This window comes from Paenibacillus sp. JT22N7, from assembly GCF_059383875.1.
The window spans coordinates 130259-154454 of the sequence record NZ_JBXENY010000011.1 but is presented as its reverse complement, the minus strand read 5'-3'; the positions used below and the strand labels follow the sequence as shown (position 1 = coordinate 154454).

At 45.5% G+C, this 24196-nt stretch carries 20 protein-coding genes and 1 pseudogene; 3 read left to right on the top strand and 18 right to left on the bottom strand.

All coding sequences use genetic code 11. From position 1 onward, the window contains the following. Positions 1-48: 48 nt before the first annotated feature. The 3 genes from AC50Y5_RS26440 to AC50Y5_RS26430 all read right to left on the bottom strand — a co-directional run bounded on the left by AC50Y5_RS26440 (position 49) and on the right by AC50Y5_RS26430 (position 5498). Positions 49-1743 carry an ABC transporter substrate-binding protein gene (locus tag AC50Y5_RS26440; RefSeq protein WP_494864212.1) on the bottom strand — a complete coding sequence of 565 codons (1695 nt, stop codon included), beginning with the start codon at positions 1741-1743 and terminating at the stop codon, positions 49-51. Positions 1744-2066: 323 nt separating this feature from the next. Then, entirely contained in the window at positions 2067-3794 is a 1728-nt protein-coding gene (locus AC50Y5_RS26435) for a sensor histidine kinase (protein WP_494864211.1), read from the bottom strand. 21 nt (positions 3795-3815) lie between these two features. Further along, the gene (locus tag AC50Y5_RS26430) at positions 3816-5498 is read right to left on the bottom strand and encodes a response regulator transcription factor (protein ID WP_494864210.1); all 1683 of its coding nucleotides are present in this window, start codon (positions 5496-5498) and stop codon (positions 3816-3818) included. A 341-nt stretch (positions 5499-5839) separates the two neighbouring features. Between AC50Y5_RS26430 and AC50Y5_RS26425 the strand changes: the two genes are divergently transcribed. Beyond that, positions 5840-6157, top strand: coding sequence for a hypothetical protein (locus AC50Y5_RS26425; RefSeq protein WP_056043695.1), 318 nt, complete (start codon positions 5840-5842; stop codon positions 6155-6157). An 88-nt stretch (positions 6158-6245) separates the two neighbouring features. Here the strand turns inward: AC50Y5_RS26425 and AC50Y5_RS26420 are convergent, their stop codons facing one another. After that, on the bottom strand, positions 6246-6473 hold the full coding sequence (locus tag AC50Y5_RS26420) for a hypothetical protein (protein WP_200931695.1): 228 nt from the start codon (positions 6471-6473) through the stop codon (positions 6246-6248). 138 nt (positions 6474-6611) lie between these two features. Here AC50Y5_RS26420 and AC50Y5_RS26415 point away from each other — a divergent pair, with 138 nt between their 5' ends. Then, on the top strand, positions 6612-7664 hold the full coding sequence (locus tag AC50Y5_RS26415) for a Gfo/Idh/MocA family protein (protein WP_056043692.1): 1053 nt from the start codon (positions 6612-6614) through the stop codon (positions 7662-7664). Between the two features lie 22 nt (positions 7665-7686). Here AC50Y5_RS26415 and AC50Y5_RS26410 read toward each other — a convergent pair whose 3' ends face one another. The 12 genes from AC50Y5_RS26410 to AC50Y5_RS26355 form a co-directional block, all read right to left on the bottom strand. Further along, entirely contained in the window at positions 7687-8490 is an 804-nt protein-coding gene (locus tag AC50Y5_RS26410) for a histidinol-phosphatase HisJ family protein (RefSeq protein ID WP_056043689.1), read from the bottom strand. An 18-nt stretch (positions 8491-8508) separates the two neighbouring features. Then, positions 8509-9624 (bottom strand): ABC transporter ATP-binding protein, encoded by a 1116-nt coding sequence (locus tag AC50Y5_RS26405; RefSeq protein ID WP_494864209.1) that lies wholly within the window; start codon positions 9622-9624, stop codon positions 8509-8511. Next, positions 9621-10451: a carbohydrate ABC transporter permease gene (locus AC50Y5_RS26400; protein WP_056043681.1), complete on the bottom strand. Its 831-nt coding sequence runs from the start codon at positions 10449-10451 to the stop codon at positions 9621-9623. The genes AC50Y5_RS26405 and AC50Y5_RS26400 overlap by 4 nt, the downstream gene beginning before the upstream one ends. A gap of 9 nt (positions 10452-10460) precedes the next feature. Further along, positions 10461-11399 (bottom strand): carbohydrate ABC transporter permease, encoded by a 939-nt coding sequence (locus AC50Y5_RS26395; protein ID WP_494864208.1) that lies wholly within the window; start codon positions 11397-11399, stop codon positions 10461-10463. An 82-nt stretch (positions 11400-11481) separates the two neighbouring features. Continuing rightward, complete coding sequence (locus tag AC50Y5_RS26390; RefSeq protein ID WP_494864207.1) at positions 11482-12861, bottom strand: extracellular solute-binding protein; 1380 nt, start codon at positions 12859-12861, stop codon at positions 11482-11484. A 148-nt stretch (positions 12862-13009) separates the two neighbouring features. Next, a complete protein-coding gene (locus AC50Y5_RS26385; protein WP_494864206.1) occupies positions 13010-14368 on the bottom strand; it encodes an aspartate aminotransferase family protein in 1359 nt (452 codons plus the stop codon). Beyond that, a complete protein-coding gene (gene phnX / locus AC50Y5_RS26380) occupies positions 14349-15170 on the bottom strand; it encodes a phosphonoacetaldehyde hydrolase (RefSeq protein ID WP_494864205.1) in 822 nt (273 codons plus the stop codon). The genes AC50Y5_RS26385 and phnX overlap by 20 nt, the downstream gene beginning before the upstream one ends. Further along, complete coding sequence (gene phnW, locus AC50Y5_RS26375) at positions 15160-16269, bottom strand: 2-aminoethylphosphonate--pyruvate transaminase (protein ID WP_494864204.1); 1110 nt, start codon at positions 16267-16269, stop codon at positions 15160-15162. The genes phnX and phnW overlap by 11 nt, the downstream gene beginning before the upstream one ends. Positions 16270-16277: 8 nt before the next feature. After that, complete coding sequence (locus AC50Y5_RS26370; protein ID WP_494864203.1) at positions 16278-17240, bottom strand: CehA/McbA family metallohydrolase; 963 nt, start codon at positions 17238-17240, stop codon at positions 16278-16280. A 2-nt stretch (positions 17241-17242) separates the two neighbouring features. Beyond that, positions 17243-18217 carry a CehA/McbA family metallohydrolase gene (locus AC50Y5_RS26365; RefSeq protein ID WP_494864202.1) on the bottom strand — a complete coding sequence of 325 codons (975 nt, stop codon included), beginning with the start codon at positions 18215-18217 and terminating at the stop codon, positions 17243-17245. Positions 18218-18545: 328 nt separating this feature from the next. Beyond that, positions 18546-19331 (bottom strand): DeoR/GlpR family DNA-binding transcription regulator, encoded by a 786-nt coding sequence (locus AC50Y5_RS26360; RefSeq protein WP_494864201.1) that lies wholly within the window; start codon positions 19329-19331, stop codon positions 18546-18548. Between the two features lie 48 nt (positions 19332-19379). Next, positions 19380-20771, bottom strand: coding sequence for an MATE family efflux transporter (locus tag AC50Y5_RS26355; protein WP_494864200.1), 1392 nt, complete (start codon positions 20769-20771; stop codon positions 19380-19382). Between the two features lie 831 nt (positions 20772-21602). Here AC50Y5_RS26355 and AC50Y5_RS26350 point away from each other — a divergent pair. Next, positions 21603-22580, top strand: coding sequence for a tRNA dihydrouridine synthase (locus AC50Y5_RS26350; RefSeq protein WP_494864199.1), 978 nt, complete (start codon positions 21603-21605; stop codon positions 22578-22580). Between the two features lie 253 nt (positions 22581-22833). Here AC50Y5_RS26350 and AC50Y5_RS26345 read toward each other — a convergent pair. Together AC50Y5_RS26345 and AC50Y5_RS26340 are read right to left on the bottom strand one after the other, a co-directional pair. Then, a pseudogene (locus AC50Y5_RS26345) lies at positions 22834-22963 on the bottom strand (hypothetical protein); the annotation flags it as partial. Between the two features lie 143 nt (positions 22964-23106). Then, positions 23107-23982 (bottom strand): hypothetical protein, encoded by an 876-nt coding sequence (locus tag AC50Y5_RS26340; protein WP_494864198.1) that lies wholly within the window; start codon positions 23980-23982, stop codon positions 23107-23109. Positions 23983-24196 lie beyond the last annotated feature (214 nt).

Sequence of the window (24196 nt, the reverse complement as noted above, 5' to 3'; positions counted from 1 at the left end):
CTGGCTGTGTCTGCTTCTCCACCTGAAAATTCTCCTCTCTCTAACCGTCTACCAATTGCCTGCTACGCGCTCCTTGACGATATTCGTTATAAAGGACTCATAGCTTGCGGAATCCAGCTTGCCAAATTCAGCCGTATATTCGCTCCAGATGGAATCGAATTGCGCCGGATCAGCGAGCACGAGCTTAGGCAAATATTTTTTCGCGATATCGCTGCTCTTCTGTTCAAAAATCTGCTCCGGCGTGCCTTGTCCTTTATTAATGCTCCAAGCGGGGTACCAAGGCCGTTCATCCGGCTTCGCAAACATTTCAGCAAACGTCTTGACGCCATAGGCATCCAAAATCGCCTTATCCCCGTCCGTATAGCCTGCATAAGCGACCTCCGGCTGATTGCCTACCGCATAGGAGTTGCCATCCGCCAGCAGGGAGTTATTGCCGTAACGCGGCCAATTGTATTGGAAGTAGGACCAACCGAACTCGCGAGTGAACTCCGTGTCATTACGCTCGCTGATTTGCTGTTCGTTCATAATAAAACGCCCGTTTGCATCGACGCTGTAATTTTGGTCTTTGATGCCCCATTGCACGAGAATTTGATTTTCTTCCTTGAGCATATTGTCAAAGTATTGGATAATGCGGACCGGGTCCTTCGCATTTACCGAAATGCCGATACCGCGGTTGTTAACGAAGGCAGGCGGATCGACATATTGATCCTTCGTATTTTGATCGAATACGATTGGAAGCGGCGTATAGCGTTTCTCGTCAATGCCCGCTTTTTTCAAATTGTTCGTTGCATCTCCAACCTGCCAGCCGTAGTTGAAATAACCGAGCACACGGCCGGAGGTCAGCTTCGCCAAATATTGATCCTTGTTTGCAGTGAACGATTCAGGGTCAAACAGCCCCTCGGCATTTACCTCATTCAGCTTCTGAATCCAGCGTTTCTCGTATTCGCTTGCTTGATAGGTTTTCGCTTCATGCGTATTCATATCAACGAGCACGCCGCCATCGTTCGGATAACCAGCCAGGTGCATCGAAGGGTTTGTAAGGGTAAAGAAGTTGTCAGCTACGCCTGCAAAAATAACGAAGCCCACCGTATCCTTGCCATCCACTTGCGGATGCTTCTCCTGATACTGCTTGATCAGGTCAAAATATTCATCCAGCGTCTTAATTTTCGGATAGCCGAATTCCTTCAAGACCGAGCGCTGCATCCAAAATGCGCCTTGGCTAATGCCCGGGTCGCCAATGTAGCCTTGGTCCGCGGAAAAAGGAAGATGATAGATTTTGCCGTCTGCTTGCTTAAATTTATCCATGTAAGGTCCATATACGCGTTTAATATTAGGGCCGTATTTTTCGATTAAATCATCCAGCGGAATGAAGGCGCCGGCATCCATCAGCTTATCAATTTCGCCATCTGGCACGATCACATCAGGATAGTCGCCGCTGGCGATCATAACGCCGGATTTCGTTTTTACGTCACCGACGATAAACTCCATTTTGAAATCAACGCCAGTCTGCTTTTGCAATTCCTTGCCGATGACCGTATCGCTGGCGAGCGTATCCTTGTTAGCGGCAAAGCCGTAATACGTGAAGGTGACGGGCTCCTGCTCGCCCGCTGCTTCCGAGGAGGAGGCCGGACTGCTTGACGCATTGCCAGCATTGCCTGAATTGCCGCTGTTGCTGCTGCATCCGATCAATGCGACAGACAGCGTCGCTGCCAGTCCCATTGTCCAAAGCTTCTTTTTGACCATATTGGTATGACCCCTTTCAATCTATTGGTTTGTTTTTTTGTAAGCACTTTCATTGTAAAACGTGGAAAGAGGCTGCGTTACCCTAAAAACTTTAGCTTTTACTGTGAAAACTATAGGTCGGGGGAACATTGGGGCTGCGCTGCGCGAAAGGTTTGGGTTCCGATCGCCATTCCGCCTGAAATTTTTCAATTGGGACCGCTCAAGCGGTTAAATTTCAGGCGCAAAAGCGAACGCTATCGCTTCTCCACCCAAACCTTTCACATCCGCTTCACCCCTTGTTCACCCTCCCCTAGTCGGATGGACAAGAGGGCGGGGCGTCCCTGCTACGCGCCCTTATCCATTACCGGGAGGCGAAGCTCTATGGTGGTGCCGGAGCCGAATTCGCTGCGGAGGGTGAAATCGAAGGCGTCTTTATAGCAGAGCTTGAGCCGGGTGTATACATTTTTCATCCCTACGTTGTCGCCCATCGCCCCGTCCTCCTGCAAATATTGCATCAGCTCGCTCAGCTTGTCCTCCGGCATGCCCATACCATTGTCCGTTAGACGGAACAAAATCCGGCCATCCTCGTAACCAATATGCAGTCCAATGAGACCGATGCCCGGCGAGCTCTCAACGCCATGAATGCTGGCATTTTCGACAAAGGGAAGAAAGGTCATTTTAGGAATCGTATGCTCGTAGACCGCGTCCTCGACCGTCAATTGATATTGCAGCTTGTCGCCGAAACGGTATTTCTGAATATCCAGAAAACATTCAATCAGCTCCAGCTCCTCGCGAACCGATACCCAGCTGCGCTTCCATATAATCGACTTGCGGAATATTTTGGCCATCGAATGGATCGTCCGCGCCGTCTCCGTTTCCCCCTTCATTAAGCTGCGCATGCGGATCGTCTCCAGCGCGTTAAAAAGAAAATGCGGATTGATCTGGCTGTGAAGGGCATGAAGCTGCGCTTGCCGCTGGCGGATTTCCAAATCCTTTTTCTGAATATCCGCCATGTAGACGTCGTTGATTAAATTGTCAATCCGCATCGTCATTCGGTTGAATTCGCCCGTCAATTGCCCGATCTCATCGCGCGACTCTTCGAATGGAATCGTCTCGAAATGCTGGTTTTTCACCTTCTTCATATGCCTTAAAATGCGGACCAGTCTTACGTGGATAGATCGAGAAATGGCGGCAATAATCAAAGACGGAACGACAATGTTAATGCTCGCCAACAATAAAACAAAGGTGCCCGACTTGCGTACCTCCTGCAAAATAACCTTCTCGTCCATGACGCCATACAGCCGCCAGCCGTTTAAATAATTGTTGTTCGCATACGGCTTATTGAATGCAATCGACTTTTCCGGCATCGCCATCTGCTCAAGCCGCAGCGTCCCAGCCTCCCAGTCTGCCCCCGCCTCATTCGTATAATGAATGATTCCGTTTGCATTGACGAAATACATGCTCCCTTCAAAACCGATGCCGGCAAACAGCTGCCTGAAGGTCGCCATATTCAAATCGCTTTTGATCAGGCTGTTGTATCTCCCGTCTCCGCTATTATTCAAACGCTGAATAAGGCTGATCTTATCTCCGCTATGGATGAGGACGGGATACGAAGCGCTCGTTTGCTTGAACTGGTTATACCAGTCGGCATCGAGAGCTGTATCGTCGAGCGGCAAAATCTGCCCCGAGGCAAGCACCGTCGGATTGTCTGTATAAATGACTGTCGAGCTAATCGTAGAATAGGCTTGCTCCGACTTCATAAACACGCTTTTCATATCCGTAAACGCTTCTACATATTCCAGCTTTGACGTGTACGTGTGATCCAAATGCTCGTTCAGCAGCGGATCGATATAATATAAATAGGAGATGCCCGCCGCCTCATCAATGACGGATCGCACCTCCCGCTGCAATTGCTCCAAAACCATGTCCGCATCGCGCGTCTTCTGGTTTTTGATGTTGTTTGTGGTCACGTTGTAGAAGATGACGTTCGTCAGTACGATCGGAATAAACACCGAGCATATGTACATAACAAGCAGCTTATCCCGCAATTTCAATTGATTTAATAGATGCATCCACCTGCCGCCTCCATCCGTTTAGGTTTTGTCAAACAGGCCGTTGCGATAGTCGGTTGGAGTAACCTTCTCCAGCTTTTCAAACTGGGTGACAAAATAGTCCGAATTCTGGAAGCCAACCATCTCTGCCACCTCATACATGCGCATATCGGTTTGCCGCAGCAGCTTCTTCGCTTCCCTGACCCGAATGCTGAGCAAATATTCGTTAAAATAGACGCCATAGGTTTTGCGGAACAGCTGCCCCAAATAAACGGAATTCATATAAAACTTGCCTGCCAGCCCCTTTAGGCTAATATTTTCGTTGTAATGGGCCTCAATGTATTTCTTAACCTTCTCGATGCCGCCTTTGGATTGGTCGCTGCGAAGCAGAGCGATGTAGGCAGCTGCCTCGTTCGTAAAAGCGAGAAACAGCTGCTTCAAATCGCATAAGCGTGTGCCCTGCTGCTGCCAATTCATCATAGCGGGAAGCTGCTTCAGCTGCTTTTCATCCCCATTCATTTTGCGAATAATATTAATGATTCCGATGAGGAAGCGGACCATCGCATTCGATACGGCATCGGGAGCAAAACGTTTCTCGCGAAACGCCTGAAACAGCAGGTCGATGTCAGCGGCATATTGCTCCGGTTTATTTTCCTCCACCTTCTCAATCAGTCTGCTGTACAATGCTGCCTCCATATCAAAATAATACAGCGGTGTTCCCTGTACACGGCTCGCATGCACAATAACTTGGTCCGCTTCAGCAAATTTATAGGCCAACGCTTCATTCGCCCCGCGGTAGGACTCTTTAATATGCTGCAGCCGCTCAACTGGATTGCCTACGTACAAAGTGACCGGATGTCCTAACTGATTTTCCAAGGTGCTGTGCAAGAGGCGAAAAATATAATGCCCATCGGAATCGTCCGCCAGCAAGCTGTTCATATGCAGCAGGCAGCCATACAGCCCCGTCTGCTGCTCATAGGTGAATATGGCAGGCGACTCCTGCTTTTTGTCCATTGCTTGACTGGATTGATTGAATGGGTTGGATTGGCTAAGTTGGATAAGGCGAATAGCCGCCTGACAAGCGGCTGTGAAGGCTTTCGACGTCGTATCAGTGGTGCCCGCCATGTGGACTCTCGATTCTATTGCCGTTTCTGACGCTGCTTCTGTTGCCTGGGCCGCGGCACCTGTATGCAGTTCAGTCAGCACATAAACATACGTGCCAATCTCCTCTAGCTCAAGGGCTGAGCATAGCGTCTTCATATCCTCTTCTTTAAAGCTCCCCTTAATCAACGTTTCAAAAATCGAGTCGGCAGCCAGCTTATCGCCCGTCAAGCTCGCAATACGCTTGAGGGCGAGCGTTCCGGTCAGCTTCTTCAGCGTCGCCGTAAGCTCGCCCTCATCAATAGGCTTTAATATATAGTCATGAACTCCATAGCGCAGCGCCTGCTGGGCGTAATGAAAATCGTGAACGCCGCTTACAATAATGAAGGCCGGACATTCCTGTTCCTTTTCCGAAGCTGCACGAATCAATTCCAGGCCATCCAGCATCGGCATACGTATGTCTGCCATCACGACATCCGGATTAAGCCGCTTCATCTGCTCCAGCGCATCCATGCCATTTTCAGCCTCGCCGCAAATTTTATAGCCCAAGGCTTCCCAGTCCATTAAATTCATCAGCCCTCTACGGACAAACATTTCATCATCCACCAGCAGCACCTTATACATTCGGCTTCCTCCCTTGTTCCTAGTGAAACTCTATAATTCGCAGATGTTGCTGCGGATTCCTTTATTATGCAGAAAAATAACTCAAAAAATGGTAGATGCATTTCAGATACGGTCGCAAAAGAAAACGCTTGCAAATCATTATAAAAGCGGGGCTTTTACTTTTTCACCCCACAATGTTTAGGATTTACTTGGAAGATTAAAGGACTTTTTTGGAAATCACCTTTCCTGTCCCTCAAATGCTGAGCAGAAGCCTATTTTTCGTATTTTTCAAAAAAAGGTTGATTAACCAACAAAACCGAGTATAATACTTGGTATATAACTTAAGCGGGGAGATAACGGACATGACAGTAGAAGCGTACACTCAGATTTGGATCAATGACCATTTGGATTTAATCAATTATGCTATGCAAATCGGGGATCAGGAATGGCAAGCTGAGCTTGTAGCTGCTTTGCAGGAAATGAATGTACCGAGCTACCCTTCGGAAGAAGTCGTTAAGGAGCTATTATGGCGCCAGTATGATGAGGTGCTTCGGCAAATGCTGGCCATTTATGAGCAGCTGCGCAATAGCGCATTTAAAGGGGATTTAAATATAGAGAAACAGCTGTGGAGCCTGAAGCTTAGAAGAGTTAATCTAGCAAAACAAATCAAGCAAGCCTAGCGATTAGACAGTTATTTGGGCTGAAAATAAAAAAGGCAAGCAGTTGTCTGCTATGCCGCTAACTTTTATAAGGACCGACCAGCGAGGCTTAGGCCATCATTTCCTTTTTGTCGCGCATCATAGCCATCATACCAGTCATCATTTCGTCGCACTCTTGCATCTTAGACATCATCATGTCGCTGTCCATCATTTCTTTGCTGTCCATGGAATCCATCATCATTTTCATACATTTCATCTTGCACATCATTTCTTCCATACACATCATCATCATCATGTTTGTCGTCATTATTTTCACCTCCACTTTCAAATTCATCATTTATTTTCCTCCCTAATCATAAACCAACTCCCACAAAATAACAAGCTTTTATAGTTGATTTATAATTACATACTGTGTTATATTTATATGTTACTATTCTCATTAGACTTATAGGGATTGTTTTAAAGGAGAGGAATCATGCTAAAACCTGTACCTTTCGGCATCATCGGATTTGGCTGGAGAGCGGAAGCGTATTTGCGGATTGCCAAGCAGCTGCCGCATTTATTTCAAATAGTCGGTATCGTGGTCAGAGATCCGGCAAAATATGAGCATGCTGCTGAGCAATGGGGCGTGACCCTTTATTCAACGCCGCAGGAGCTGGCCAAGCATTGTGAATTTCTTGTGGCAGCCGTCTCGAAAACTTCCATGCCCCACGTCCTGAAGGAAGCGGCGTTACTGGACATTCCACTGCTGGCCGAAACGCCTCCGGCTTTCAACGACGAAGGCTATCAGCTCGTTTCCTCGCTCATCCAATCCGGCGCCCGTATCCAAATCGCCGAGCAATACCTTTTGCAGCCGCATCATCAAGCCAGAACCGCTCTGATTCAATCGGGAAGCCTGGGAGAAGTACGCCACGTACAAGTATCGACGGCACATGGCTATCACGGCATCAGTTTAATTAGACAGTGGCTTTCCGTCACGGATTCCAGCTGCCAAATCGTTTCGCGACGTTTTGAACTCCCCATTCAAGAAGTGCCCCATCGAGGACGAGCCGCGCAAGACCGGCTGGAGACCGAGATTCAGGATATTTCCATTATTACTTTCGGAGATGGGAAAAGTGCCGTTCTTGATTTCGCACGCTCTCAATATTTTTCGCCAATACGACACAATCGCATACTAATACGCGGCTCTAAAGGGGAAATCCGGGATAATGAGGTAACCCGAGGATTAGGTGCCAATAGCTATGAAGACGTAACGATTAGAAGAATGCAAGACGGCTTGGAGGGCAGCCTTGCTCCGCTTTCGCTTCGGGAATTGCGGGCAGGATCAGAGTGCGTTTTTCGCAATCCGTACTACCCTGCCCAGCTATCCGATGAGGAAATTGCGATTGCCGAAGTTTTGACTCGCATGACGGCATATATAGCAAGCGGAGAAAGCTTTTATTCACTATCCGAGGCTTTAATCGATGTTCGTCTATCCCTGGCTATTGATGAGTCGATTGCTACCGGCCATGCGGTAAATGTGCTGTAGTTAGCTTGTTCACTTTCAGAAGCTAAATAGACACCGAATAAGGCACTCTGCCCTTAAATTGCACAACCTCTCGAATGTCATGGCTTTGCAGCAGCTCGATCGCTTCTGCGAAGCCTTGCTCTAAATGCCCCACCTGATGGGCATCTGAGCCAATGGACACCGCTCTGCCTCCTAAATCCACATACATGTCCAGAATATACGGATGCGGATGAATCCAGCCTTGGCGATAAAGTCCGGTTGTGTTCAGCTCCAGCACCTTTTGCTTTTCAATGATCAGCGTTAAAATATCGTACAAAATAGGCTTGCAAGCCGCTATATCTTGTTCCTCAACCGGATAGGTCGTATATCTCGCTACATAATCCAAATGGGCAACGATATCGAAATTGTCCATCTGGTCGACAGCCTCTCTTACATGGCTAAAATAATGCTTAAGCCTTTGCTGAATCGGCAGATCATGATAGGCTTTTTCAGAAAAATCAAGGGTGCCGTCGTTATGCGCCGAAAGCAGAATGACGTCAAACTGTTGCTGAGCCAAATAGTCGTTTATGACGTCTTTATAATCGCTCCGATAGCCGACCTCAATGCCTTTGCGAATTTCCATCTTATAACGCTGCGTCAGCTCTTCCGCTTCTTGCTTGTAGCTCTTCCAATCAATGAGAACATTCTGTTTGAAATATTTGCAATCATACTCTAAATGGTCTGTCGTTACGACAGCCGGCTTTCCCAGCGCAAGCGCATATCGCACTAGCTCCTCCAGCGTTGAGCTGGAGTCTGGCGAATAGGAGGAATGCACGTGCTGATCGATTAAAAGATTAGGTATTGTCATCCTTTTCTCCTTCTCATTCTACTGAAACTGCAATAAATTGCGCCCTTCATCTGTCATATCGAACAAATGGATTTTATCCGGCCTTATATCAATCGAGAGCATTTCGCGCTCCTTTAACCGCTTCTCGTTATCGGTCAGCAGACGAATCATCATATCGGACTGTCCAGCCCGATCCGTCATTTTAACGAGCTGCCCGCTGCCTAAATGCTCAATCAGATCAATTTCGAGTTTAATCGATGTCTCACTTGGCTGCTCGGGAATGAACAGATCATGCGGACGTATGCCCAGCTTGACCGCCTTTCCTATGTGCTGCGCCTCCAGCCTGCGCGACTGAGGGATTTCCAGCTCGAACAGCTTCGTCTTAACCCACTGCCGGTCCTCTCTTTGCTCCACTATGCCCTCAATCAGATTCATAGGCGGATTGCCTAGAAAGCTTGCGACGAACAGATTATACGGATGATTGAATAGCTCGCTTGGAGGGGCATATTGCTGAATTTTCCCGCCATTTAGAATGGCTACCCGATCAGAGATGGCCAAAGCCTCCTCTTGGTCATGCGTGACAATAATAGTCGTTACTCCTAATTTGCGTTGGATTTTTCGAATTTCATCCCGTACATCCAATTTCAATCGCGCATCCAAGTTGGACATTGGCTCATCCAGCAGCAAAATTTCCGGGTCCTTGGATAGTGCGCGCGCCATGGCGACTCGCTGCTGCTGTCCGCCTGACAGCTGCGACGGCTTGCGATCAAGCAGATGATCAATTTGCAATATTTTGCTCGTCTGCAAAGCACGCTCGTAGGCGTCCTTCTTGGCCATTTTTCGCTCGCGAAGCGGAAACGCAATATTGTCTCGAACCGTCAAATGAGGATACAGCGCATAGGATTGGAACACCATACCGATATTTCGATCCTTCGGCTCCACATGATTGACCAGCTTATCCTTAAAATAAATTTCCCCGGAGGTTGGCTTGAGCAGCCCTGCCAGCATCATTAGCGTAGTCGTCTTTCCACAGCCTGAAGGGCCTAGCAGCGCGACAAATTCGCCCTTTGCTATTTCGAGATTCAATCCGTCAACCGCACGGCCTCCATTTTGCTTGCCATCATAGTTTTTCACAATATTTACAAGAGAAATCATACCTGCTTTGCTCCTCCCAAATTCACCTTCAGGAATATTTTCTGGGTAAAAATATAAAACACGATTAGCGGAATCGTATAAAACAAACCAATCGCTGTAATCAATCCATAGTTCATAATGACATTTTCCTTCGTTACGAGCCGCGACAGATAGCCGGCGAGCGTCAGCATATTGTCATCGAATATAAACAGCTTGAACAGAAACCATTCGCCGTAGGCGCCTAAAAAGGCAAAAACAGCAATTGCCCCGATGCCCGGCAATACGTAGGGAACGAGCACCTTCGTAAGCGCTCGAAATCTCGAGCATCCATCTACCATCGCCGCCCATTCCAAATCCCACGGCACCTCATCGAAGAAACCTTTCATAATATACACTCTGCCTGGCAAGGAGCCCGTTATAGCAACGAGGATAACGCCTAAGTAAGTATTTACTAGATCCATTTGAACCAATATGAAAAACGTAGCGATAATGAGCGTGATGCCCGGAAAGGAGCGCATAAGAAACAGAAACTTCATGGCGGCCAGCTTTCCTTTAAAATCGAGCCGAGAGAACGCATACGCAGCAGGCACAGCAATGCCGATTTCAATCAATACAATAAGAAACGAATAAACTAATGTATTTAGAACAATGGGCCAAATCGCTGGCAGACGGACGCCCGCATACTCGACAGGCTCCTTAACAAAATTGAAGTTTTCAAGCGAAAATTGGCCCGTCGTGCCATTAAAGGTGGCTGCAAGAAAATACCATATAATCATGCCGATAATAGGCATCGTGAAGAGCAGCAGATACGTGTGTACGAGCAGCTTTTTTACTATCGTTGTCGACATATTTGCCTCCTAATCCTCAATCCGTGATGGCTTTATCATTTCATCAAAATCAAACAGCCTCAGCAGCCATAAGGTCAAAATAAGCGAGATCAACACAACCAAAAGCGAAAGAGCGGCGCCGTAGCCATAATATTTTAAATGAAAGGCCTGCTGGTACGCATATAGAGATAACGTCGTCGTGTCGCGCATAGGTCCGCCATTAGTCAGCAGCAGGATGAAGAAATAGGAGGACACAAAGCCAATAAGATCGGATATCGTAATATACATTAACGGCCATTTTAAGGATGGAAGGATGATTTTAGTGATGACCGATTTTTCACTTGCTCCATCTACTTTCGCAGCCTTATACAAATCTTCAGGTATCGAGCTGATTGCAGCAGATAATAAAATCATGCCTCCTGAAGTTGTAGATACAATCGTAGCAATGATCACAATAGCCATAGCGATTTTCGTAAACCATGAGACAGGATCACTGTCTGGCTGGAATAAGAGCAGAAATTTATTGATCAGCCCACCCTCCGTGGGATCAAATAAATATTTCCAGAACGTTACATATACAACTGCCGGAATAATGCTCGGAATTAACCATAGGACACGATAAATGACTGCCGTCAATTTGCCCTTTAAGAAGTACTGGGTTGCGATCGATATAAACAAACCAAAAAACAAAGAGAACACGAGCGTAATCACGGCAAATATAACGGTATTCCATAAAATTTGCGGCATGCTGTAATCGGAAAATATGCGCTTGAAGTTATCGAAACCAACAAAGTTGATTTTCATGGATGCATTTAAATCAGTGAAGGACATAATAATGGTCGCAATAGCGGGAAGAATAAAAAAGACCAGCACCAGAAGAGCAAAGGGCATAATGAATAAATAGGGGTACACTTTCTTGTCAAAAGGTTTCTTGTAAGCTGTCTTGGCTGAAGTTACCGGGATCTCCATAATGAGATCTGCACCTGCTTCCTATAAGCAAAATAGATGGAAAGGTGCTCCTGTCATCAGAGCACCTTTCCTTGTATCATCGTTATTCTACAATGAGACTGTCCGCTGGCACGTTTTGCTTGACATCCTTTTGGAATAACTCAAAGGCCTGTGCGGCGGTTTGCCCTTTCGTCAGAATGGCATCAATGCCAAGCGTAAAGGATTTCATGTAGACCGCATAATCCATTTGGGCTGGGCGCGTTTTCGTAAATTCGATTAAATAAGCATGATCTTTGTAGAAGCTCATTTGCTGGAAGCGGGCATCCTCCTGCGCTGCTGCTGTTACAGGCAGCTTGCCGCTCTTAAGCGTATGATTAACCTGCAGGTCCGGATCCAGCACATGCTCAATCAATTTTTGAACATAAGGCATCTTCTCATCATCCACAGTAGGTCCCACATAGATCATCGCGGGGTTGCTGTAGGATACAGGTTTTCCTCCCTGCTCGACCGACGGAACCGGAATCCAGATTGCATTTTCCTTAAACCATGCTTCATAGCCAGCCAAGTCCTCTTCCATGCCAAGTTGTGTACGCATCACTTGATAAAATTCAGTACGGGCAAATTCAGCAAACAATTCGCCTTTAATGAACAGCTCGGCAGCCTTGTCCGTATCAATCTCAGCAATGCCCTCCGTAACTACGCCGCGCTGCTTCGCATCCTGCCAAAACTCATAAACCTTCTGCGTATTTTTCGACAGTACCATCTTGTTCTGTTCCGCACTATAATTGAAGTTGCCGAATGTATAATTCCAGCCTTCAAACCTTGTATCCTCAACGCCAAAGCCTACTTTAACCAGCTTTTGCTTAACAGCCGCATCTGCAAGATCCACAAGCTCACTGAATGTGAAGGTTCCAGCATCAACGCGAGCCTTCAGCTCATCGATTTGCGTCGTTGTCCAGCCTAAGCCTTCCAGCGCTTTGCGGCTAATGAATACGGGAGAAGCATCCATATCTTGAATGACGCCATAGTAATGGTCCTCGTATTTCATAATGTTGTTGTAGGACTCCGGCATATTTTTGAACACGTCTGAAGTTCCAACCCAGTCCACATCACGGATGAGTCCGGCGTTCAGCTGCCAGCCAATATCTACGCTGGAGTTAATAAATACATCTGCTACCTTATTCGCCTGTGCCTGCAAAATCAGCTCATCATCGCCAATACCTGGCCACCAATCTATTTTCACCTGCACGTTTTCCGACTTTAATTGTTCGTTCAAGCGCTTTTCTGCTTCTATAAAATTGTCCTTCCGTGCTCCCCATGTGTTCTCGCGTACGGAAATCACGACCTCTTTCATTTTCTCTCCATTGCTGGAAGTCTCTGCGCCTCCATTTGCAGCAGCGCCTGAGTTTGAGCCTGTGCCACATCCAGCTAACAATGCGGTACTAGCCATTACACTAACTAATCCAAGTGCAAGCCTCTTCATGCTTTTAAACCCTCCTCGTTGTCCAGTTATCACTGGCTTAACTAAACTATAAAGGAGAATTGTAAAACCTGTGTCAATTACACATTAATAAATTGTTTTTTTATTCTTTTAATTGCAATGATGTTGTTTTCAAAACAAGTGATCTGTTTTATTTTGTGAACACTTGCTCAAGTGCTTGATCCAAAATCGCGATTGCTTCTTCCATTTGTGGAAGGGTTGTAATTAATGGCGGAACAAGCGTAATGACATTTCCGCCGGACACCTTGAAGCTTAGTCCACGGGACAAGCATTCATAGAGAACCTTTTCAGCACCTGCAACTTCCTTCTCTTTCGTCTCGCGATCAGATACAAGCTCAATTGCCGCCAGCATGCCCTTCACCCGCACATCGCCGATTACGGCATATTTCCTTTGCAGCTCCTGAAGCTGCAGCGTCAGCCACTGCTCCATCTTTTGCGCGTGCTCAAGCAGGTTTTCCTGTTCGATGTATTCAATGGTAGCCAAAGCTGCCGCACAGCCTACAGCGCTTTTCTCATGCGTATAATGTCCGAGTGAAATATCGCCGGCAATATCTAGATGCTTTCTCGCAATAATGCCTGCCATTGGAAAAATGCCGCCGCCTAAGCCTTTGCCAATAACAACGATATCCGGGACAATATCATAATGCTCGTGAACGAACATTTTGCCCGTACGGCCTAATGCCGTCGGTATTTCATCCAGGATGAGCAGCACCCCATAATCATCGCAAATTTGACGCAGCCGCTGCATATATGCAATGGTAGGAATCTGTACATCCGTGCTGCGAATCGGCTCTAAAATGACCGCACACACGTCATCTTCCCGCTCCAGCATATAGCTTAAGTAATCGAGATTTTTGGCAGCTGCAGCTTCTCCTTCTCCAAAGATCGAACGATAGCTGTTATAGGGCATCATATGCTCCGTTCCAGACATTAATGGTCCGATCCCGCTTCTGAATACAGCTTCGCCGCCAATCGATATCGCATCCAAGCTTGCGCCATGAAAGGAATCCCAGGTCGATATCGTTTTGTGCTTGCCAGTTGCCCTGCGGGCTAGCTTTAGCGCTATTCCAATTGCGCTAGTGCCGCCTGGCGTAAACAACACCTTGTTCAAATCTCCCGGCGCGAGCTGGGCCAGCTTCTGTGCCAGCTGAATAGCTACCTGGCTCGTATATCGGCGCGGCAGGAAAGGCAGCTGCTGCATCTGCTTCATGATGGCATTCATCACATACTCATTTTTGTAGCCGACCTGATGAACGCTGTTTCCATGAAAATCGATCACCTTGCGTCCATCCTGATCCTCAATGTAAATGCCCTCTGCATTTACGATGACATTTAAGCATGGCGTAGACATAGACTGATGAAGAAAAAGCTTGCTGTCCTGTTCGAGTACAGCAAGCGTCTCTTCGCTTAGATGCTCATCCTGCCAAGCTTGACGGGCATCCGTTCCATTGATATCTCCTTCTATGCGGCTATTGATGCGGTTTGGCATAAGGCAGCTCCTCCTTCATCAAACGTTCATTGATTTGCTCGATCATTGCTGGCAGCTCGGACATGTCCTCAATAACGGCATGGGCTCCTGCTTCCATATAGCTCTTGCTCACAGCAGCGATAATATGGCGTTCTTCCTCTGGCGTCAGCTGCTGCGCCTCTGCCTCCGTAAAGCCAAGCATGGAGCTGCCCTTCACAATGCCAATCGCCCATACGCCAGCACTATTCGCTTCCTGGATGTCCGAAATCGTATCGCCAACCTTTACAACTTGCGCATGGTGGCGAAGGCCAAGCTGCTTCATATTTTCATAAATCATATAGGGATACGGTCTGCCTTTGTCCATAACAAGATCGGGCGTTACCCAATGATCAGGTTCGTAACCGTATTCCTTAGCTGCTTTCGCCACGATGGACAGCATGGTAGACGTATAGCCTGTCGTCGCTCCGATTTTCAGTCCTTGCTGTCTTAGCTGCTTCATAGTCTCTATTACATAAGGATTTGGCTTCCCGTATAGCGGGAGGATGGCCAGCAGTCTGGGCTCAAACCGGTCATGCAGCTCATCAATATCCGTCTCCGTATAACTGCGGCCAAATTTTGCTTGAAAAGCAGCTTCTATTCTCGGCATTTGCAGCAGCGATTGAATATGATCCCGTTTCAGCTGCCCCATAGGAACGCGAACCTCTTCCACCGTAACTGGAATGCCTAGCTCCTCAAAAACATCCATAAACACCTGCACGGGTGCAAAACAGCCATAATCAATGGTCGTCCCGGCCCAATCTAAAATAACGCCTTCAATTTTCATAGTTGACCTCTCCAACATAACGTAATATTTGCTCAATTAAATTCTCCATATCCTTTGCATGCACGTCCCCAATATTTCCGATTCGAAATACTTGGGCGTCTGTCAGTTTGCCAGGGTAGATAACAAGGCCAGCCAGCTTCAAAAAGCTATAAAAATGTTCAAATTCAAAAGGGATATGCGTCGGATACAAGAAGGTTGTAATAATGGGAGATTGCAGCTCTCTCGGCAAGTAAGCCGTAAAGCCAGCTAGCGTCAGCCCTTCCACGACGATTTGCTGGTTGGTACAATACCTTGCATGGCGTGCTTCCACACCGCCTTCTTCAGCCAGCTCTTCTAGTGCCTGTTCAAATGCATGTACGACATGCGTTGGCGAAGTAAAGCGCCATTTGCCGGAGTCGTTCTCCATCGTCTCCCACTGGTCATATAAATCGAGCGATAACGAGCGCGCTCTCCCTTTGCATTTCATAAGCTCCTCCCTTTTGCAAAGCATAAAGCTGAAGCCTGGAACACCTTGAATGCATTTATTGGCGCTGCTAATGATAAAGTCGATTTGCAGCTCCTCTACCCCAATCGGAATGCCGCCAAAGCTGCTCATGGCATCTATGATTGCGATTCGATTATTTCGCTTAATGACCTCCATTACCGCCTCCAGCGGATTCAAAATGCCGGTCGTCGTCTCGCAATGGACCATAGCGATATGCGTAATTGATGAATCCTCAATAAGCTTCCTCTCAACGACTTGAGGATCTATCTGCTCATTCGCTTCAAACTCAAGGGATGCATGTGGAATATGGAGCACCTTTGCTATATCCTCCATGCGCTTCCCGTAGGCGCCATTTTGCAAAATAAGCAGCTTGCCATCATTCGGGATGACTGAGCCAAGCGTCGCTTCAACCCCAAAGGTGCCGCTGCCCTGCATGAACAGAGCCGTATAGTGCTCCTGAGATGCGCGGCCAATCTCTAGCAGCTGCTGACGAATCTGCTGGACAATGGCTTTATAGTCATGATCCCACGTGCACCAATCCTTTAACATCGCCTCTTTGACCGTTAATGTTGTGGATAAGGGACCCGGCGTCAATAATACATATGGATTGCTCATAGCTCCTCCTATACTTGCCACTCGGATTTGGGATAGATCGGATTGCTCCACGCGACTTTGCCCGTTGCATCTACACATTCCACTCGCACATATTGCTCATCATTTTGAATGAAATATTCCGCTTCGGTGATGTATTCGCCAGTTGGGTCCATTTCAGCCAAGCCATTGTGGGGAAAGGTAATAAAGCGAATACTCTGCACAGGGGAGCATTTGACCGTAAGCCTGTCGTTCTCCATGCGAAGATCATAAATGGTCGGACCATTGGTGCTGTAATAACGCCCTGCTTTCATCGCCTCAATAATCGCCTGCTGCTCTAATCGCTCGGTCTCTACGACAATCCAGCCGCCATAAAATTCGGATACTGCCATCTCCGTCGGACCACCATGGGCATCGTCTGCTGCAATGGCATTTACCTGCTTGCCACGTTTTAGGACATAATCCCAGTAGGATACGCCATAACCGACCGCCTCTTGAATTTCCGACTGGTGATTATAGATTTCAATCGCTGCATAACCCTCCAACTGAAGCAAATCCTCTTCTCGATTTTTCGACCATTCTGGATGGTTCATAATGACGAGATTGCCTTTGCTTCTCATGTCGTCAATCAATTGCTGAATCGTATTCAGGCTCTCGTAATCGGGCTTCTCATGCACCTCATCATGCTGAAAGGGCTTCTCCGCCAGCAGCGAACGGTCCAATAGTCCATGCAGATGATACTGCTGGCCAGTCGTTTCACGATCCATCTCGCATGCCATTTCATAGCCGTCCAGCATAATAAAATCACCGGTGTCATACGCATCGCTCTGAAAATATATTTCATGGTCGCTTAAGCACATAAAATGATAGCCTTTTGAACGATAAGCCTCTCTCATTTGCTCTATCGTATATTCCCCGTCACTGCGAACGGAGTGCGCATGAATGTTACCTTTATACTTTTGCCGCTCAGCATCTAAAATAACAGCATCTCTCATCGCTATTCCCCCTCCGCCAAATCTGCCACAAAGATCGGATTAGACCACGCTATTCTGCCCTTCTCGTCCACACACTCAACCCGAATATATTGCATGCCCTGCTTAATCTTCATGCTTCCAGAGGACATCAGCTCACCCGTCCCGCGTTCCACGAGAAAGGGTCCGCGCAGCGGAAATGCTTTAAACATCATATACTGGCAGGGCGAGCACTCCACATGGACAAACCCATCCTCCACACGATAATCAAAAATTTCGGGACCCGAACTGGAATAAAACTGTCCGTTCTTCAGGGCTGTAATAATCCCTTGCTGCGTAAGCTCCTCCGCCTCGACACATACCCAGCCTCCGCCATACTCAGAAATTTTGCTGCCCTGGTCATGCTCATGCGAGTCATCAGCAGCGATACCAAACACGCGCTTGCCATTTTGAAGCGCATGATCCCAGTAGGCCGCCCCATAAGAAGAGCTTGGTGTCCATTCTGTTGCATGATTATAGATTTCGACTGCAAAAAAACCGTCGTACTGCACCATATCCTCGAAGCGTGTCAAATGCCATTCGGGGTGATTGAAAATAACGAGATTGCCATGCGCCTTCATTTCATCAATCAGCTTCTGTGGGGATTGCGGCCCCTCCCAAGGAATGGGAACCTCGAATGCTTGCAAATGATGAAATCTCTCTTTCTCCGGTCGCATCGTCGGATCATCCAGCACGCCAAAGTGGTAACCTGGGTCTTCGTCCGGCACTAAATTCAAGCCGCCTCTTTCCATGCCTGGCAGCACGATGAAGGATTCAGTGTCATAATCAGCCGTTCGAGCGTAGACATCATGATCGGTTATGCTGATGAAGTCATAGCCTTTAGCCTTGAAAGCAGCCACAACATCCGCCGCCTCCTGCGATCCATCTGACCATGTCGTATGCGTATGCAAATTCCCCTTGTACTTTCTTTTGCTTTTGTCTAAATACACGGCGTCCTTCATCGTCATCACTCCTGTTTTCCTAGTTATCCATTCGCTTAGCAAATAATTGCTTTTTATTGCTTTTATTTTTATTTATGTTGTTTTAAACATTCTACTGCGAAAAAATGACCAATACAATGCGATTCGAAAGATTTAACATAGGGATTACAATTTTGACACAACAACAAACAACATCAAAAAAAGCCAGCAGAGAAGTTGCGCTTCTCTGCTGGCTTTTACGACGGATTGGACCATCTGGTTGGACCATCTAATTCGATCATTTCATTCGATCGTTTGATGCAAACCTTATACTTTACTCATCCTTTACTCATGCTTTTCTTCTGCTTTGCTATTCAGTTGGCATCATCCATCTCGTATTCTTCTCTTCCAGCTGCGTCTTCCACTCGGCCGGGGGCTCCAGTTCCGAAATCACGATATCGACATTTTCAAAATCGCATATTTTCACCATGGACCGCTTGTTCCATTTCGATGAATCCGCCAAAATGATCGATGTTTCCGACTGCTGAATCCATTTGCGGGTCAACGTTGCCTTCTCATAGTCATAGCTCGTAAATCCGTGCTCGATCGATAAGGCATCTACGGTTACAAATGCTTTATTCACAAAAATATCCGACATATTAGCTTCCGCAATAGCGCCCGTGACACGGGAATGCTTCACATTCACCTCGCCGCCAAGCATAATAATCCGGCCATCGAATTGCTCTCTTTTTTTGAGCTCAATCAAGGCCATCATGGCAGATATCGAGCTCGTTAGTACGGTAACCTGCTGCTTTTGGGATAAAAAAGGGATAATCTGCAGCGGTGTTGTGCCTTCATCTATAAAGATCACGTCATAATCGTCGATTAGTGTAAAAGCAAGAAATCCAATTTTCTCCTTCGCCTCTTGATTAATGCAGGCTCTTTCAAACAATGTCGGCTCTATTTCTACCTTCAGCTTGATTGCGCCTCCGTACACCTTCTTAAGCTTATTTTCCTTCTCCAGCTCATCGAGATCTCTGCGAATCGTTTCTGTTGTAACCTCAAACATGCGAGCCAGGTCGCCCGCAATGACCTTCCCATGCTCATTCAGCAAGTTCATAATGCTTAGCTTTCTTTCTTCGCCTGCGAGAGACATCACAAACCCTCCATTCCATGTCATGACTATGCTCACGCCCTCAGAACTTTACAAAGATGCCGCCGCTGCTGGCGCTTCCGGGCTAGGCCCAGCTAAATTCCGCATCCATTTCTGGGAACGATAACGTTTATACCCGATCAAAGCTTTGCTAATCTCTTCACATAAAAATAAAGCATACACCCATTCAAGCGGCAGATGGAGCACGTACACGCCAACAAATACTGCCGGCAATGCAATGGCCCATGTTGTAATTAAAATCATGTTCATCGTAAACAAATTATCTCCGCCTGCTCTAAACATACCGACAATCCACACATTATTCAAGAAAAATGCTGTCATTGCCAGTGCTTGCAGCAGAAGCACATTCCCTAATGATGCATGAACCTCCGCGCTTAAGTGAGGAAAAATCAAGGCTGCAAACGGCGAAACCATAATAATGACAACACTTATGATTATACCAGCAATGACCGAAATGCGAGTAAATCTGCGCGCATAATCCATCGCCTGCTCCGGCTCATCCTGTCCCAGCTTTTGTCCAATCATGACCTTTGCTGCATAAGCAAATCCGTGAATCCCCATCATAAAATAGCCCTGCAGCGTATTCCCCAGCTGAAAGGTAGTCAATGCCGCGATGCCCAATGCTCCAAAAGCTACGGCATACAGCATATTGCCAATCGACCACATTCCTTCGTGGAACACGAGCGGCGTGATCGTTTTCAATACCTGTTTGCGCAGCAGCAGAGGCAAGCTAAATAGCTCGCGGACGCGAATGTTTACATAATAGGATTTACTATAAATGAAAACGAGCAAAACCAGCAGACTCGCACCCGAAGCGATTAACGTTCCCCATGCAGCTCCTGCAACACCAAGCTCGGGCAAGCCCAGCCTGCCGTAAATCAGCCCATAGTCCAGTGTAATATTGACGGCCATCGCACATAGACCGACATACAAAGTGATCTTAACCTTCCCTATAGATCCAAGCGCCTGGGCATAAGCATCTCTAATCGCACTGATTAGGAAAACACACGCCATAATCGTCACGTATTGAATGCCAAGCGGCATGAGTTCAGCGTCCTTAATAAATAAAGAGAGGATCGGCCCCTTCCAAATCGACACAGCAGCAAATGCCAGAAGACTGATGCCGATACCCGTCAGCAGCATAAAACCGAATGTCGCACGCAAAAGCATATACTGCTGTTTTCCATAGTACTGGGTCATATAAGCGGTCATTCCATAAACGGCGGTAAGAATCATTGATAAAATGAAGCTGATTCTGCCTGCTGCGGCAGTAATCGCGACTGCTCCATCTCCCAAGCTGGTTACCATTAGCATATTAACGAGCGAGAATGAATTAGCAACTAGCATTTGCAGCACAGATGGAACGACTAATCCTTTCATCTCGCGAGTAAATTCAGACTTTCCGATCGTACGCTTCCCCAAGCCTATCCCTCATCCACATTCAAATTGTACGATATCTTGCATGTTTTCCGCTTCGTTTCGATCAAAGCACTGTAGCTTTCATGTTGTTTTAATTGCTTTTTTGTTGCCTCGTTTATCATACCTATTGTTTGTTGATTAATCAATGCATGATGACGAGAGAAAGGAGGATTTACAAATACTTTAGTTTTTATCGTTAAAAGCTGAATTAAATAAAAAAAGCCCACCTCCTTAAAACTACTATCATAACAAAAGCATAAAAGAAGATGATTTTACTTCAATTGGATATTTCTGTGCTTGTCCGAAAAACGAAAATAGACCGCCCCCTGGTCAAGGAATGCGGTCTATTTCGATCGTAACACCTGATTAAAGCCTACTGCCCTTAAAAGCAGCTGTTGCAGGGGAGTCGTGTTCGCGCACGGCTCCTTTCTGCATTATAAGCTTCTGTTGCTTATAATATAACACTGTCGAGTGGATAAGTAAATTATCCACGTTACTTATCTATTCCTCACAAATTTAGCCTGCCCATCATAAGGATACAATTTCTATACTTCCTGGCACAAGTACAATTCTTGCTATACTCACAGAGGTATCTTTTGGTGAATAATAATAAAAAGACACTTTAGAGATAAAACTCTAAGGTGTCTTCAATTACATGAAGTGGTCATGGAATTATTCAATCATATGTTTCGTATGCGTGAACAGGTTAACAGGTTGCACACTCACACAAACGATTCTGTGCATCAAACGAAAAAAAATGATATTATGTATGATGGGTAAAGGACTTGGCTATAGCTTATATGGTTTTTATATATTGCAACAAGAGGAGATAATATGAGTAACGAACAAAATTTTTGGCTAGACTTACCAAAGCCATTTTTTATATTAGCACCAATGGAAGATGTCACAGATGTTGTATTTCGTCACGTCGTTAGTGAGGCTGCAAAGCCCGACGTATTTTTCACGGAATTCACGAATACAGAAAGTTATTGTCACCCTTTAGGAAAAGACAGTGTACGCGGCCGGTTAACGTTCACAGAAGATGAGCAGCCGATTGTCGCTCATATTTGGGGCAATAAGCCCGAATTTTTTGAACAGATGAGTATGGATATGAAAAAGCTTGGGTTTCGTGGTATCGATCTGAACATGGGATGCCCCGTACAAAATGTCGCATCCAATGGAAAAGGTGCTGGTTTAATCCAGCATCCTGAATTGGCAGCAGAAATTATTCAAGCCGCAAAAGCAGGTGGATTGCCGGTTAGCGTTAAAACAAGATTAGGCTACTATAATATTGACGAGTGGCGCGACTGGTTAGGACATATTTTGAAGCAAGATATTGCAAATCTCTCCATTCACCTTCGTACAAAAAAAGAGATGAGCAAGGTTCCTGCACACTGGGAACTAATCCCTGAAATAAAAAAATTACGCGATGAAATTGCTCCAAACACGTTGTTAACGATTAATGGAGATATTCCGGACCGCGCAACCGGATTAAAATTAGTAGAACAATACGGCGTCGATGGCGTTATGATTGGCCGCGGCATTTTCACCAATCCTTTTGCGTTTGAAAAAGAACCTAAAGAACATAGCGCGAAGGATTTTCTCCATTTACTTCTTTTACAGTTGGATCTTCACGATAAATATTCGAAAGAAATTCTGCCACGTTCATTTAAACCACTTCTTCGCTTTTTCAAAATCTATGTTCGTGGATTTAGAGGCGCAGGCGAACTAAGAAACCAATTGATGGATACCACGTCAACAGATGAAGTTCGTCGTTTAGTAAAAGCGGTTTTAGAGCAAGAATTAGATTGAATTATGCCCACTGTTCGTGATTAAAAAGACCTGCTGTTAAAATAATAAGAGACCTTTCCTAAGTTCAATGAACTCAGGAAGGTCTCTTATTTTTGTAATATGTGGCCAAACGGTGTTTCCACTTAAGGAAACTTTTGATGCTACAGACTTCTCAGCCTGATTACCGCATGGAGCTTTTTCCTGCTCCATCGGCGATGAAATCTACCGCTTAAGCGCGGTCGCTCATTATCGAATTACTTCGATAATGATTTCATCACATCATGCCGCTCATGTCAGGCATGCCGCCACCAGCTCCTTTAGGTTCTGGCTTGTCAGCAACAAGCTGCAACGGATGCTGCGTTTTGAAGCGCAGAACGTGTTACTTTAGCAGGGTCAACGATACCAGACAAGGATTTTAGAGCATATATATCACTTATCATTATAGTAAAATTCGAGCAATAACCACTCCTTGCAATCATGCAAATAAAAGAAGTATACAATTATTTATAATTTAAATGATTTTTCATATTATCATCTGTTTTCATTATTAATTATCTGTACGCGCAATAAAAACACTTAATGGTGCTCTATTAATTCTCATAAACTTATCTCCTAATAATAACATTCCAAATGAGTCATTTCTAAATACAATTTCCCCCACACAACTAATTTGAATATTTCCACCAGAATCAAAAATGCTCTTTAAGAGACTTAATGAACGTGGAATATTTACAGGAGAATTTTCAAAGAATACTTGTTCTAGATAGATATAAAAATTCCTTTGTCTTAGCTTGTCAGTAATAGATAGTATCGTGTGATTTTCATTATTTATTATTTCAACTATATCGCCAGCAATCGCTTCAGTTAAACCTATGTCTTCATTTGTCAAATCTAAAATAGAATGCCTTCTACGGACTGGAGGATTTCTTTCTCCTTCTAATAGTATTTCACCATTTGAAGATGTAGTAGGATTATTCACATAAATTTCATCTAGCTCATTATTATTTGGATTATTATTAACTCGATCATTACGTCTTTGTCTAGCAGCTTCTCGTTGACGCGCTAATCTCTGTTCACGCTCTTCATCTGTTTCGTTATAATCATCAAATATACCTCTAAGAATATTTGCAACATGGTCATCTCTTAAAATTGAACTACTAGTCCCAGCAATTCTTCTTGAATGTTCATTAAAATTAGTATTTGAAAAATGTCTACAACTTTCAATATGAATTTCACCAATTCGCTTTTTCAAATATTCGCTATACTTACCTCTAGGAACATATTGTAATGGACAATTACAACCAACAGAACTACAAAATAAATTCTCTTTTACAACTTCATAATCATCTCTAATGGAAATATCTTCCAAATTAATCAGATATTCATTATCATCGTATCTAAAAAAAGCATTCGTAATAGACACAATTAAAACCTCCTTTTCTTTCAATATTTCCAACAGTATATATAACACAATACACTTCCTAATATCATAAGTAAAGTATAAATTTCCACTTATTTCGACATTTTTCTTAATGGCTGTTAAATTATCTTATTTAGGAATTTTTATTAGCATAATTATTAATTTCAAACAAAATCAGTAACTTTTACATATAAATTAACTAAGATAATGAAAAAAA

Excerpts from the sequence above, each read along its gene's own strand:
- AC50Y5_RS26425 (WP_056043695.1), top strand. The coding sequence starts at position 5,840 with ATGACAGTAGAAGCGTACACTCAGATTTGGATCAATGACCATTTGGAT.
- AC50Y5_RS26415 (WP_056043692.1), top strand. The coding sequence starts at position 6,612 with ATGCTAAAACCTGTACCTTTCGGCATCATCGGATTTGGCTGGAGAGCG.
- AC50Y5_RS26360 (WP_494864201.1), bottom strand. The coding sequence starts at position 19,331 with ATGTCTCTCGCAGGCGAAGAAAGAAAGCTAAGCATTATGAACTTGCTG.
- AC50Y5_RS26350 (WP_494864199.1), top strand. The coding sequence starts at position 21,603 with ATGAGTAACGAACAAAATTTTTGGCTAGACTTACCAAAGCCATTTTTT.
- phnX (WP_494864205.1), bottom strand. The coding sequence starts at position 15,170 with ATGAAAATTGAAGGCGTTATTTTAGATTGGGCCGGGACGACCATTGAT.
- AC50Y5_RS26430 (WP_494864210.1), bottom strand. The coding sequence starts at position 5,498 with ATGTATAAGGTGCTGCTGGTGGATGATGAAATGTTTGTCCGTAGAGGG.
- phnW (WP_494864204.1), bottom strand. The coding sequence starts at position 16,269 with ATGAGCAATCCATATGTATTATTGACGCCGGGTCCCTTATCCACAACA.
- AC50Y5_RS26400 (WP_056043681.1), bottom strand. The coding sequence starts at position 10,451 with ATGTCGACAACGATAGTAAAAAAGCTGCTCGTACACACGTATCTGCTG.
- AC50Y5_RS26435 (WP_494864211.1), bottom strand. The coding sequence starts at position 3,794 with ATGCATCTATTAAATCAATTGAAATTGCGGGATAAGCTGCTTGTTATG.
- AC50Y5_RS26395 (WP_494864208.1), bottom strand. The coding sequence starts at position 11,399 with ATGGAGATCCCGGTAACTTCAGCCAAGACAGCTTACAAGAAACCTTTT.
- AC50Y5_RS26385 (WP_494864206.1), bottom strand. The coding sequence starts at position 14,368 with ATGCCAAACCGCATCAATAGCCGCATAGAAGGAGATATCAATGGAACG.
- AC50Y5_RS26405 (WP_494864209.1), bottom strand. The coding sequence starts at position 9,624 with ATGATTTCTCTTGTAAATATTGTGAAAAACTATGATGGCAAGCAAAAT.
- AC50Y5_RS26390 (WP_494864207.1), bottom strand. The coding sequence starts at position 12,861 with ATGAAGAGGCTTGCACTTGGATTAGTTAGTGTAATGGCTAGTACCGCA.
- AC50Y5_RS26410 (WP_056043689.1), bottom strand. The coding sequence starts at position 8,490 with ATGACAATACCTAATCTTTTAATCGATCAGCACGTGCATTCCTCCTAT.
- AC50Y5_RS26440 (WP_494864212.1), bottom strand. The coding sequence starts at position 1,743 with ATGGTCAAAAAGAAGCTTTGGACAATGGGACTGGCAGCGACGCTGTCT.
- AC50Y5_RS26365 (WP_494864202.1), bottom strand. The coding sequence starts at position 18,217 with ATGAAGGACGCCGTGTATTTAGACAAAAGCAAAAGAAAGTACAAGGGG.
- AC50Y5_RS26370 (WP_494864203.1), bottom strand. The coding sequence starts at position 17,240 with ATGAGAGATGCTGTTATTTTAGATGCTGAGCGGCAAAAGTATAAAGGT.
- AC50Y5_RS26420 (WP_200931695.1), bottom strand. The coding sequence starts at position 6,473 with ATGATGAATTTGAAAGTGGAGGTGAAAATAATGACGACAAACATGATG.